This is a genomic window from Anaerotignum faecicola, from assembly GCA_024460105.1.
Taxonomy (GTDB): Bacteria; Bacillota; Clostridia; order Lachnospirales; family Anaerotignaceae; genus JANFXS01.
Genome location: JANFXS010000007.1, coordinates 142525 through 154759, shown reverse-complemented (window position 1 = coordinate 154759; position 12235 = coordinate 142525). Strand labels below are relative to the sequence as shown.

20 protein-coding genes are annotated in these 12235 nt (G+C 43.2%); all 20 read right to left on the bottom strand.

What is annotated here, in order from left to right; all coding sequences use genetic code 11:
* On the bottom strand, positions 1-674 hold a 674-nt coding region (locus tag NE664_11845; GenBank protein MCQ4727337.1), incomplete at its 3' end, for a phage tail protein.
* Positions 675-905, bottom strand: coding sequence for a hypothetical protein (locus NE664_11840; GenBank protein MCQ4727336.1), 231 nt, complete (start codon positions 903-905; stop codon positions 675-677).
* Entirely contained in the window at positions 889-1308 is a 420-nt protein-coding gene (locus NE664_11835) for a hypothetical protein (GenBank protein ID MCQ4727335.1), read from the bottom strand. The genes NE664_11840 and NE664_11835 overlap by 17 nt, the downstream gene beginning before the upstream one ends.
* Positions 1298-1741, bottom strand: a complete 444-nt coding sequence (locus NE664_11830) for an HK97 gp10 family phage protein (protein ID MCQ4727334.1) — start codon at positions 1739-1741, stop codon at positions 1298-1300. The genes NE664_11835 and NE664_11830 overlap by 11 nt, the downstream gene beginning before the upstream one ends.
* Positions 1741-2103: a hypothetical protein gene (locus NE664_11825; protein ID MCQ4727333.1), complete on the bottom strand. Its 363-nt coding sequence runs from the start codon at positions 2101-2103 to the stop codon at positions 1741-1743. Before NE664_11825 ends, NE664_11830 begins: the two co-directional genes overlap by 1 nt.
* Positions 2100-2447, bottom strand: coding sequence for a phage head-tail connector protein (locus NE664_11820; protein MCQ4727332.1), 348 nt, complete (start codon positions 2445-2447; stop codon positions 2100-2102). Before NE664_11820 ends, NE664_11825 begins: the two co-directional genes overlap by 4 nt.
* A gap of 5 nt (positions 2448-2452) precedes the next feature.
* Complete coding sequence (locus NE664_11815; GenBank protein MCQ4727331.1) at positions 2453-2626, bottom strand: hypothetical protein; 174 nt, start codon at positions 2624-2626, stop codon at positions 2453-2455.
* A 10-nt stretch (positions 2627-2636) separates the two neighbouring features.
* Entirely contained in the window at positions 2637-3572 is a 936-nt protein-coding gene (locus tag NE664_11810; protein MCQ4727330.1) for a hypothetical protein, read from the bottom strand.
* A gap of 14 nt (positions 3573-3586) precedes the next feature.
* Entirely contained in the window at positions 3587-4132 is a 546-nt protein-coding gene (locus NE664_11805; GenBank protein ID MCQ4727329.1) for a phage scaffolding protein, read from the bottom strand.
* A gap of 133 nt (positions 4133-4265) precedes the next feature.
* A complete protein-coding gene (locus tag NE664_11800; protein MCQ4727328.1) occupies positions 4266-4535 on the bottom strand; it encodes a hypothetical protein in 270 nt (89 codons plus the stop codon).
* A 2-nt stretch (positions 4536-4537) separates the two neighbouring features.
* The gene (locus NE664_11795) at positions 4538-6037 is read right to left on the bottom strand and encodes a minor capsid protein (GenBank protein ID MCQ4727327.1); all 1500 of its coding nucleotides are present in this window, start codon (positions 6035-6037) and stop codon (positions 4538-4540) included.
* On the bottom strand, positions 6027-7025 hold the full coding sequence (locus NE664_11790; GenBank protein ID MCQ4727326.1) for a phage portal protein: 999 nt from the start codon (positions 7023-7025) through the stop codon (positions 6027-6029). The genes NE664_11795 and NE664_11790 overlap by 11 nt, the downstream gene beginning before the upstream one ends.
* A 124-nt stretch (positions 7026-7149) precedes the next feature.
* The gene (locus NE664_11785; protein ID MCQ4727325.1) at positions 7150-7653 is read right to left on the bottom strand and encodes a hydrolase; all 504 of its coding nucleotides are present in this window, start codon (positions 7651-7653) and stop codon (positions 7150-7152) included.
* A 168-nt stretch (positions 7654-7821) separates the two neighbouring features.
* Positions 7822-8442: a Pr6Pr family membrane protein gene (locus NE664_11780; GenBank protein ID MCQ4727324.1), complete on the bottom strand. Its 621-nt coding sequence runs from the start codon at positions 8440-8442 to the stop codon at positions 7822-7824.
* Between the two features lie 229 nt (positions 8443-8671).
* Positions 8672-9346, bottom strand: coding sequence for a SpoIIIAH-like family protein (locus tag NE664_11775; GenBank protein MCQ4727323.1), 675 nt, complete (start codon positions 9344-9346; stop codon positions 8672-8674).
* Positions 9347-9399: 53 nt separating this feature from the next.
* Positions 9400-9957 (bottom strand): hypothetical protein, encoded by a 558-nt coding sequence (locus NE664_11770; GenBank protein ID MCQ4727322.1) that lies wholly within the window; start codon positions 9955-9957, stop codon positions 9400-9402.
* Between the two features lie 10 nt (positions 9958-9967).
* Entirely contained in the window at positions 9968-10480 is a 513-nt protein-coding gene (locus NE664_11765) for a stage III sporulation protein AF (protein ID MCQ4727321.1), read from the bottom strand.
* Positions 10481-10497: 17 nt separating this feature from the next.
* The gene (locus NE664_11760) at positions 10498-11628 is read right to left on the bottom strand and encodes a stage III sporulation protein AE (protein MCQ4727320.1); all 1131 of its coding nucleotides are present in this window, start codon (positions 11626-11628) and stop codon (positions 10498-10500) included.
* 12 nt (positions 11629-11640) lie between these two features.
* Positions 11641-12024 carry a stage III sporulation protein AD gene (gene spoIIIAD / locus NE664_11755; protein ID MCQ4727319.1) on the bottom strand — a complete coding sequence of 128 codons (384 nt, stop codon included), beginning with the start codon at positions 12022-12024 and terminating at the stop codon, positions 11641-11643.
* A 13-nt stretch (positions 12025-12037) separates the two neighbouring features.
* Positions 12038-12232 (bottom strand): stage III sporulation protein AC, encoded by a 195-nt coding sequence (gene spoIIIAC / locus NE664_11750; protein MCQ4727318.1) that lies wholly within the window; start codon positions 12230-12232, stop codon positions 12038-12040.
* Positions 12233-12235 lie beyond the last annotated feature (3 nt).

Below are 12235 nucleotides of genomic sequence, written 5' to 3'. Positions count from 1 at the left end.
AGCCTTTTTGTGAAGGATACGAAAAGGCCTTTTATTGTTTCCTCCGTGCTTAAGCATCCGAGGGTATTAAAACTGTAGCTTTCGATTTTGTCAAGAAACTCCTGATATTCGGATCCCGTAACGCTTTTGGCGTTTGTCCCGCCTGAAAGGGCCGTCCCCGCCGTTTCGCTCAGCTCGGCTCCCCCTTTAAATTTTACATATCCGTTTTCCGAAAGTTCGCCGGCTTTTCCGACAGTCTGCAAGTCTACCTCCTTACCGTCAAACTTTGTAGTAACGTCGAACTTGCTTTCATCGTCGGCGTTCTTTGCTATAACGATTGTAATGTCGTTTCCCCTTATGCCGCTGTATTTGGCCTCCGCAAAATCGTTCGACGCCTTTTCGCCGCTGTTGAGCCTGTAGCAGTAAAGGGTTTTGGCGTTAAGGAATAAATCTCTCAGCCCTTTAAGCTTGCCGCTTGTGTAGTCATAACCGAATATGGCCATGCTGTCCTTTTGGAAGTCGCCGCTTTCAACGGTAAACACTTCGCCGTCAACGCCCCAGTCAAGCTCCATGGCCATAGCGCAGTATCCCCTGTCGCTTAAAGCCGCCGTGCTCCTCGCCGCGCTTACAAAGTTGATATACGCCCCCGGTATAACTTTGTTCTGTGTTAAAAATGTTCCTCCTCCTAACGCCATTTAATCAACCTCCTTTTTAAGGAACCCTTCAATAAATTTATCCGTTTCGTCAAAAGTATACATTACCCCTTCGGAAAGTACCGCCGACAATAAATCTTTATACCCGGCGTATTTTTCTGAATTTAAAAGCTGTTTTTTTGAAAACGCCGCACTGTTGTTGACTTTTCCCGCATTACTTTTAACAGTTTCCGTGCTCTCGTCGTCTTTTTTGCTTTTATATTGTTTCTCCATTAATTTCAACCCTTTCCATAAATTCATCTTCCGGCAAGGCGGCTGATACAAAAACCGTATACTTAATCAGGAATACAAACACGCCGTCGGATATTCGGGAGCTTATATCAACGCCGTGTATTAAATCGCCGCCCGCTTCTATGTATTCCAGTAAAAAAGGCAGTTCCCCTGAAACTTCGGCGCACTCCGCACTGCCGCCTTTCGGAAAATACTGTACGGACATGTAATATTCTTCCTTATACCGCGTATTGAGGCATTTTACATGTCCGTGTTCAACGGCCGATATAAAAAAGCAGGGCTCTTTAAATCCCTGCTTTACGTCTTCCGTATACAGCCTGTAATCCTCCGGCCGGTAAACCGTCCTTATTTTTTCAGCCATGCCTTTTATTATATCATTCAGCATCGAAATACTCCTTCAAAGCTTTATCAAGCATTTTCTGCACTATCCTGTCCGCGTCGCGTCTTAATTCCTTTGTGGAAATATCAAGCATAAAATATCCGTGCACCCAGCCGCTTTTAAGCCGTTTCCCTATAGCCGGCACATACCGCCCCGGGGTTTGTATATGGCCGAACTCCACATAAGTGGCATACGGCACGGGATTGGTCACCTCCGCCCTATAAACTTTCCTGCGCCTTTTTTGGCCGTCTATCGTCCAGCCGGCTTTCAGGGTTCCTGTATCGACAGGCGTTCTTTTTTCGGCTTTCCTACGGAGCCTGTTTGCGAGTTCGTCCGCCGCCGCCCTTGAGATTCTCCCAAACCCAAATTTTTCCAGCTTTTCAAGCCTGCCCCTAAAGGCCTTAAGCTGCCGCGTATCCACCCTTATACCGTTGGCCACTAAGCATATCCCCTTTCCGACTTCAATTCCACTTCCTGGTGCGATACATATGCCATAGGTTCCCCCGCGGCCTTAAACTTCCTTTCAACGCCCCTGTGGTTTACTATAACGCCGCTGCCCGCCTTAATATTGATATCGGGCGGCAAAAAAAGCTTTATGCTTTGGCTTACCTCCGACGCCGCGCCGTTTCCCGCCGCCGGCGCGCTTTTGAAACTCAGCCTGCACGGTATGCCTTCGGCGGCAGTTACGGGCTGTGCGTTGTTTATAACGCCTTCCCCGCCTATATATTCAATAACAGTGCATGTACTGTCATACAGGCTTTCGGCGTATCCCTTTATACAGTCGAATACCGACGTTTTCACCACCTCCCCAGTTTCCTGAACCTGTTAAGCGTTTGTTCGTATCCTTTTAAAAACGGCATTGACGGATTATCCGTTCCGCTGAAAGGGGAGCCGAACGTCACGGAAACGTCGCCTTCCGAAATGCTTTTCACATTCCCCGCCGCCTGTTCCGAACCGTACCCTTCGGCGCGGTATCTGTCAATACACATGGACAGAAGGGTATTTTCCAGGCCTTCCGGTATCTCATCAATATTGCAGTAGTTTAATATCTGCTCAGTTACAGCCTCAAGCACAAAGTTCAATATAAAATCCATGCCATTTCCCGTTATGCCCAAAAGCTTTTTTAATTTATCTATCCTGTCCATAGGGGTCACGCCTCTGCGGCCTTTTTCTTAGGCTCCTGTTTTGCTTTTTCCTCTTTCGTAAGTCCGGGGTTGGCCTCCGTTACGCTTATCTCTTTGTAGCCTTCTTTAATAAGGGCTTGTTTTTCCCTTTCGCTTTCCACAAGCCTTTCCACATTTTCCCTTATAAGCCTGAACATCATTCATTCCCCCTTAATCGCTCGGTTTGGCGTCCTTGACGTTTACAAACAGCGAACCCTTCTTATTGTCAAGCACCCATAAATCATGGTACCGCCTGTAATCTATGCTCCACGCGTTTGCGGCCTGGTATGTGTCCGGCGTAAAAATCCTCATTTTGTCCTGTTTTGTAACCGCTATGGGAACATTCCTCGCTATGGCTATAAAGTTGACGTCAAGGCCTTTTTCGCCCTTTTTATAACCGCCCGCTTCCTGGCCTCCCGTCTTGCCGTCGTAAACGGTAATCGCCGTGTACATCCTGTTTGAAGGCACGGCTATAAGCGGGCAACCGTCAATCTGGGGTACCTGCGTGTTTATACCCGCCTGTGAAAACGTCATTGCCGTAAGCTTTCCGAGGGCGGCCTCCTCAACCGCGCCCACAACGTCATATGTCGCAAGTATATCAATTTCGCCGTCGTAGCCGTTTTCGCGTATCCTTTTAACCGCCGTTTTAATCTTTTTTATAATACTGCTTCCGTCAACCGTATATCCGTACTCGGCCTGTACGTCGCCGTCAACGCCCATTGCCGTCGCCGCTAATTTCGAAATACGGTATGCGTCAATTTCCGGCACAAGCATTGTGCGCTGGAACTCGCCCATAACGTTGCCCGCCGTGGCGAGAAAGTTGGATTCGTCTACGTCCATGGCGTCAATCATGAATTTCCTGCCCCTGTCCTGGGTCATTTTTAACGTCTGGTATGAAAGGTTTACCGCGCCTCTTACATATCCTTCCTCCCTTGAATAGTTGCCCAACCCCTGCACCGAAAGTTTGGGAACCTTAACCTCGTCGCCGCCGCTGTAGCGCACCTGTCCGCTGTTTGCGTCCATAAAGCCCGTTTTTAAAGTCTGCACCGCAAGCAGGTCAAGATTTGTTTCAAATAGTTTTGCATACTCCAATACGTTTACCGCCATAATATTTTACCTCCTTATATAATTCCCATGGCTTTTGCTATTACGTCGTTCAGGTTTTCCGCTCCGTCCGCCGCCCTGCCCGCGGCAACGCCGTTCCCTTCGGTTGTAACGGTTTCGACGTTGAACAGATAGCCGTCGGTTTCCTTAATCTTTTCAATATCAAGGCCTTCAATAGTCCCGTCGTCTTTAACGGTTACTTTGTCCATGTCTATAAGCGCCTTAACGGCTTTCGCGTTGCGCGCCCCCGCCTTCATAACCGCCATATCCACGGCGGCCGCTTTCTTTAATGCCCGCATATCGTTATTGTATTTCGTTTCCCATGATTTGACGTCCGCTTTAAGCCCTTCAACGTCCACGCCGTCAAAGCCCTTAAGTTTCCCCGTCAATTCCCTTATGCTTTCGTTCGCGGCTTTAAGTTCGCGTTCTTTCGCCTCAAGGTCCCCTTGTCCGGCGTAGCCTGACGAAATGTCCGCAAGCTTAATGCCCGCCCCGTTTACGGCCGTTTCAAGTTCCTCATATGTGAGGGCCTTGCCGTCGAACAGCTTTTTTAAAAATTCCATTCCTTTTCCTCCCTTTTTTTGTTTGCATTAAAAAAGCGCTTATCTGATGATAAACGCTTTAAAATATTATTAGATATTGGTTTTCTCTCACGGCTGTGGTTTCCCTTTAAATCTTTTCAAAAATTCCGATTACCTAGTTTTTCCTTTCCTCTGATATTTTCTTTTTTATCCGTTTAATAATGGCTTCCGCTTCTTTATTAAATGCCTCAACTTCTTTTTCTGTAGGCTCCCGTAGAAATTCAGCTCTTTCTTCTTCTGTCATTGCCGCCTTTTGTTCTTCTGTAGGGTGACAATAATCATAAACGGTACGCAATAAAAAGCATTCATGCGGAGATAATTCATCCGCACGTTTTTCCTGTTCTTCTTTCGGTAGTAATATCCATTCTGCCGCCTTTAACGCCATAGCTAGTATTCCTCCAAAACTATCCACCAAATCCCATTTACATTTTCTTTATGCATAACTTTAAATTCAGCTCCCCGTTCATATAAAATTTCTTTCTCAGAAAAATTAAATCCGCTTAAATCACGACCTTTTGAACTATTCTGTATATATATCTGTACTTTAGCTTTTGTATTGTATACGCCGCCTTTTGTTGTAGATATATACTGTTTCTCCAAAATAGTTTCACCGACTTTAAACCTGTCTATATAAGCCTGAATCTCCTCCGCAAATTCAAGTTTAACAGAGCGTATAACATCTCCATAGTAAAACGGCATTTTTCTCAAAGCACTGTCAAGATTTTCTACAGTTTCTTCTGCAAATCCTTCCAATGGCTGACCATTCCTTAAAGCCTCATTTATTATATATGACCCGGAGCTTATATATCTCATTATAGCCCCTTCTTCTTCAAGTGTCAAAACCTTCGGCGCAACATGCTTATTATACCACTCCTTATAAGTCATATCGGAAGGCACATAATAAGTTTTTCCCGTTTCCGTATCCCGCGCCGCCCGCTCTTCGCCTTCGGTGAACTCGTCGTTGAAGTAAGGCACGGCGACACAACGGCAGTTATGGTGGAACGGTGGAGCCGTCACCCATATTTCATATTCGCTTAACGGCCTGTGCATACCGTCAAGCGGTGCGCATGCGCTTTGGCACGTCCTGCCGTCCAGGGCTACTACTACCTCAAATTCCTTAACGCCCGTTTCCTCAAAGCTTTCCTTTGCGGCATATGAGGAAAGGAACGCGCTCTCGGTTCTTATAAGCCTCCTTGCCGCCGCCTTTGATACTTCAAACTTATCCGACAGCAGTTTTACAAGCTTCTCGGGGTTTTCCCCGCGTATTATCATCTGCGGGAATTCGGTTTTAAGGGTTTGGGCAAGGGCTCGCCTGTCTTTCCATATCCTTTCCGAAAAATTCAGGCCGTCCTCGCCGTATACCATTCCCATGGCCGTTTCAATGCGCCTTGTGTCTAAGGTTGAAAACGCCGCCCCGTGGCCCATGCCCTTTTGCAGTTCGTACAAAGAACGGTAATAGCCTTCCCTGTAAGTATCCTCAAACAAGCCGCCCATGCCTTTAAGCTTCTTTGCGGCAATGGTTTCTATTTCGTTTTGGATTTGCATTTGAAGGGCTTTAAGCCTGCTTATATGGTACACGCCGCTTGCGTTTCTAAGCTCCCTTGTCCAGTCGGAGGATACGCCGTTTGCCGCGCCTTTTTTTATATACTCGTCAACGCTCATTTGGAACTTTTTCCGTTCCGACGAGGTAAGGAGCTTAGAAGCCTCGGCATACGTAAGCTTATTGTCGGCGGCAAACTTGTTGTAAAATGATTGTATGTCCTTTTCTATACTTTCAAAGGCCTTTTCGTATTCCCCTTGAAGGGCTTTATAATAGCCTTCCCCTTTAGCCGACATCCTTTCGCCCAGTTTTATATACCGTTCCCGCCAATATCCGCTACCTTTCAACGGCCTCACCGCCCCGCGCCGTCATGTTTTCTTCCCATTTCTCCTGTTCCTTCTTCTCCTGCGCTTCAAGCTCCTTTAATTCCTCGTTGACGTCGTCTACAAACGGGTGGCGGGCTATAATCGTCTTATCGGATATAAGGCCTTTCGACTGCGTTAAAATCTGCACCGTTTCCATATCGTTTGTAATCATCGTTTTATTAAGGCCGACTTCAATAAGGCCGCTGTCGTAAGAAGTCCCGTTTTTCCTGTTAATGTCCTCCGTTACATACCACAAAAGCTCCTTTACCGCCCTTTTAAGCTTTGCCGCTACGGCGTTTGCTTTCAGGTCAAGAAGCGTATACTGAAATTTCAGGCTTACCCCGCTCGGCGCGTTGCCGAACCTGTCGCTGTCAACGTCTATGCCCATGCCGAAATTGAATATATCCCGCCGCAACATTTTGAGCCATTCAAGCCGCCCCGTTACCGGTATGTCGACTTGTTCGGCGGATATTTTCCCGCCGTCGGAGCCTATGACATTAACCGCCCTGTTTAGCTGCAGCTTTCTTGCAATGGAATTCGCCGTTTCCCCGCCGTAGCCCTGTATAACCCAGTACAGCGCCACAAGGTCGAGAAGGTCGTTTGTCCCCTGGCTCGATATAAGGTCGTATGCGTCTATAAGGCCTTTTACCTTTTGGAGATCCGTCGTCATTTCGTCGTTGTTTTTGAGTATAATAAAAGGCACACGCCCCCACGAATGAGGTGTGCGCCTTTGTTCAAGCCCGTTCAGGCTCGTTACCTGCCAAAAATGCGGCGAAGGGTTTATGCTGCGGCTTATATCCCTGATATATATATTCTCTTCCGTTTCTTCATAGTATGTAACGTCTTCTTTCGTCCACCATTCCACACGCTTTCTCAGGCATTGTCTGCCGTCCTTTAAAACCGTTATGGAATAATAACGTATAAGCTCCTTTAATTCTTCCTGATACTCCGTATCGTATATCGCTAACATATTCGCTAAATAATATTATAACTGAAAAAATCTTATAATAAAATGTTATTAGCAGAAGTGATTTTAAATCTTCCGAACAAAAGTAAAGGCATCCCATAATCAGGAATGCCTTTAGATTTAATAGTTATTCAGCCGCCAAAACTTTCTGCTGGTTTGTAAAAACTTCAAACATGGCGCAAATTTTATCTGCAAAAGTTAATATATAACTTTCTTTATATTTAGGCGGAACAAGTGTGCATGGCCACATATGTTTCATAATTGCGTCTTCTTCTATTTTATTAATTTCACAGATTTTTTTTGAGTTATCAAGGGCAACCCGTGGATGCCATGACGCGTGGCTGCTTCTTAAAGCTTTTTTCACCCTCCAATCATAGAAGTATAAGTCGTGCAGAAGGCCTGCCCTGGCTGCCGAGCGATAATCCCAGCCCATTTTATAGCAAATTAAAAAACTGTAATAGGAAACATTAATGCTGTGCTGAAGCCTGCTTGTGTGGTTATGTTGCTCCCAATCATCCAGTTTTTTGACCTTCTCATTATTTAATATATCGCTTACACATTCCATATATATTTTAGCAATTTCATCTGATTCGCTATGCAGATTTATTTTTGATCCTATCGCCCTTTTCAAGCCATCACCTGTCCTTCATATTCATTATTTTATTTCTAAATAATTATATCACATGGTTAACATAAAATAAATACTTTTTTTAATTCCAAATATAAAATTTTTTTATGATTTAAGTTAGTACGTTCTATAATTTGTTTCTGCCCTGAAATTCCTCTATGCTTTTATATTTTACTTTCCTATCCTGCTTATTGTTACAATTATTATCGAAATAAGCGAATAAAAAACCAAAATAAGCATACCGTTTCTGAAGGCATTTTTAAAACCAATTAAATCGACGGATATAAAATCATATGGATATTTTGAATGTCGGTTAGGTATAAATCCTCCGATTTTTGCCCGTATAATTAAAAATATGAAATAAATAACCGGATAAATGCACCATAAGAATATATATCTGTAAGAAAACGCATTATTTCCGCCGTTTTCAATTAAAAATTCTGTTAATACGAGCACGGGGGTTACAAAATGCAGCAATATTGTCGCCAAAATATCCCTATAAGCAAATTTTCCCGTAAAGCCCGGCCATGAAGGCATAAGCAATGCAAAATATATAATGCCCGTTAAAATTATATTAACAATCATGAGCCCGTAAAAAAAGTTAAACAAAGAATTTTTTCTTGTCATATTTATAAACATATATAAAGAATATATTATTATAACGAGCAGATTGCTCTGGTTTGTAAAATAAATTATAGTGTATGGCTTAAAACGCCCGTTTAAAATCCCGGTTTTAATTATAAGCCCGATTAAAGCGCAGAATATAATCATTATGCATATTATATTATGCATGTCCAAGACATCTCCTTTATTATACCACGTTTTAAAAATAAAAAGCCCTAGTCAAACTGGTTCCCAGTTTAAGCAAAGGCTTTTTATTATCGTATTCATATCTCCCTGACAGCGGAAAACTGCAAAAGCACGCATTACATTTATAAATTTTTCTTCTGAAATACTGAAGTATTCAACCATAGCCATTGAAAAAGCAATGATTGCAATCGGACGGTATTTCAAAGTCAAACTATTTTTTTACTGTGCTGATTCTTATTTTGTCAGACGAAAAACCTGTTTTGCGTTTCACGATGTCCTGTATCTGGGCTGCCTGAGCGTCGGTTATTTCCTGCGCGTTAACAACAACGTCAACAGTTTCGTCGTCAATTCTTACATAGGCTTCATTAAAACCTTTCGCTTTAATCATAGCCTCTGCAGCCGTTTCTTTTTCAATCCTTTGCTGTATATCAAGCATTCCTTTTGCGAAATCGGCTTTTTGTTCGGCGTCGAGGTTTTCATTATTTATCATTTCTGTAAGTATGTCTTTCTGTTTTGCCCTCGACTGCTCTCTTTCAAGCTTTGCCTGAACAAAATATGTACTTGCATCTTCCGATGCGTTAACAAAAACAGCAGCCCCCGTGTCGTCGTCCTCAGACGTATAATCCGCTTCCGCCGTAAGCGGATCAAGGCCTGTTTCCGACGCCTGTTCACTTCCGGCATCGGCAACTTCGGCTGTGTCCTCATCATCGGCCAAAACCGTAATATCCGAACTATCGTCAATAAGGGCCTCGTAATTGAAGCCTACGTCAGTATCGGCCGATGACATTTCAACGGCGTCTGTATGGGTAAAATTAAGATACCCGGCTACAGCTACCATTACTACAAGCGTTGTTACTATAATTTGGTTTTTTCTTACAGGAAACATTTATGTACCCCCTTAGCTTTTTAATATCATTAGCCGCCGTTAGCGCGGCAAAATCACTTTTTAACCATTTTAAAAACTTCAACTTTATGTGCCGGAACATTAAGAAGCGCCTGAGCCCCTTTTGTAAGGGATTCTTTCACAATAACGTCGTCTCCGCCTTGGGCTATTATCACAACCCCCTCAATCTCGGGCGAATTTTCTTTCAATATAAGCGGGGCGTTAGTCCCTCCCGTACTGTCAAGAAGGGTTGCCTTTATTTCGCGGCTTTTTTCTTCGCCGTTTGTATCTGTTCTTTCGCTTAGTTTTTCTTCTTGGGCAACAACAATTTCACTTCCGGATTTTAGTGTTATCATTACTTCAACTTCACCGGCACCTTCAACTTTAGAGAAAATGGAACTCATCCTTGCTTCGAGGTTTTCATATTCATTATCCTGACCGCCGCTTTCTGTTTTGTCAGAAACAACAGTCTTTGCCGGCAGATTTTTATTCATGCCCAGAAAACCGTTGCCAACTATAATAAGCAATATCCCTGTAATGAAAACCGCCGCAATGTCTGTTTTAAGCTTTTTACTATCTTTTCTTAAAAAATTAAGAATTATGTTTTTTTCCATTTTGTTCACCTCATTGGTATATAAACTCAATATTTTCGTTTGGCACACCGTATTTTCCACTTATGAAATCTCTAGTTTTTCTGTCACTTTCATTTTTATTCCCCGATACATAAATTATAACTTCAATTATTCCCCCGTATCCGTCACTGTTTATATCCTCGTCCGCTGTAATTGATACTTCCGCCGCTTCAATCCCCCTTTTCTGCAAATCGCCTGATATAAGCGCAGATAATTCATCCTTATAAAAACTCATTTCAAGCGTTTCCGTATTTTCAGGCATTTTAAAGTCGAATGTGTTTCCCAATATTTCTTCCGTATTCCTTTCCACAACCCCATAAAGCCTATCTTCACTCATCCCCAAAATATATGTAACTGGGTTCAGTACGGTAAGAGTGATTATAAGTCCGGTTAATAGCTTTATATATTTCTTGTATCCTCCTTCCGGCATTAAAATTTCAGCGAAAACCGACAGCAGAAGCAGAGATACTATAGTTTTTATATATGCGCTGAAAAACTCAATCATTACACTTTTCCTTTCTTTTAAACGGCAGTTAAAAGTATAATAGCCGAAAAAATAAACATAACCGCAACAACAAAAAGCGCCCCAATCAACAGCGCCGAAAAGTCTCCAGCCGCACTTAAAGCTTTTATAAGCCTGGGTTCTGAAACCGGTTCTATAACCGCCGCTGCAAATTTGTAAATAAGCCATATAACCCCAAGCTTAATTACCGGAGTTAAAACAACAGTTACAATTAAAATAGCCGTTCCAATACCGAGAGAGCCCCTTAAAAGCCCTGTTAAATTCGCAGCCGTGTCAATCGCCCCCTCCATAACGTCGCCTACAACCGGTACGGCGCCCACTGCCGATTTAGCCGTTTTTGCAATAACGCCGTTTATGCCGGATGCGCCTGTCCTTTGAAGGGTACACACAGCCATAAAGCCGAAAGCGCATCCTTTAAGGCAGATAGAAATTATTTTTTCCATCAAGCCGCTCAAATTTGATAATATGCCTTTGTCAGATATGTTATTAGCAATCTTAAGCATTGCCGTAAGCCCTATTGCCGGCACTATTATAATTCTTATGGCATACGATATAATACCGGCGGAACCCATTATAAACGGCCCCATAACGCCTCCCTGAACCGCGCCGCCGGAAAGCGTCAGAAGCGTTATAAACGTCGGAAGCATTGCCTTTAAAAGAACAATAAGTTCATCCGCCGTATTGATAACCATCTGCGCGCTGTCATAAAAAGACGTCATTACTATGTAAATAAGCAGTATATAACATATATAAAACCCTAGCTCAGAAGCCGCCTTGCCGCCGAACGAATCCTCAAGAGATTTTAAAAAACCGCATAAAATTGCTATAAATAATATCCTTCTCATAAGGGAAATCTGTAAAAATATCTCGGAAAATATATTTTGCACAAGCGCAGATAAAATATCGCTTAAAGAAATCTGCCATCCGTTTGCGGCTATTCCCCTTACGGTTTCGCTTAAACTGAACCCGCTTTCTTCAAAAATATCCCCGGCCGCCCCGTCTACTTCCTCAAGCCCCAGCTTGTCCAACTGTACCCCGATAACAGTATCTATTTCTTCCGCATGTACTTTTTGAGGAAATATCAAGGCTATTGCTATTAAAAACGTTAAGCATATTATCCTTTTTATCATAAGCAAAACCACCTATATAAAATTTTGCACCATTTCCATAAGCGCAAGTATAACCGGAGAAGATACAACAGCTATAAGGACTTTTCCGGCTAAATCTATTTTTGCGGCCACAGCGCTTTCGCCGGCGTCTTTGCAAAGCTCGGCCCCAAATCTCGATATGTAAGCAATACCCATTATTTTCAGGACAACCTCGATATATGCGCCGTTGACGCCCGCACTTTGTGTTAAATTAATTAAAATATCAAGTACCTTTTTTAGGTATTCCGCCATGAAAAGGAATATTAATATGCCGGTTACAAGGCCGATTAGAAGGCTGAAATTAGGGCTGCTGTTTTTCAGGCTTACAGACAAAAGCGTGGCAACTATTCCCAAAATAACAATTTGCAGTATCTCCATATCGCACCCGCTCCTAAAATTTAAAAAGAGTCTGAACTGTTTCAAAGAGGGCGCTTATGTACTGAATTACCCAATATAAAACAACTACAAGCCCGGCCAAAGTAGTCATCATTGCCTGTTCTTCCCTTCCCGCTCTTATAAGCACCTGATTTAAAACGGCAATAAGTATTCCTGCCGCCGCTATTTGAAAAACAATATTAATCTCCACCAA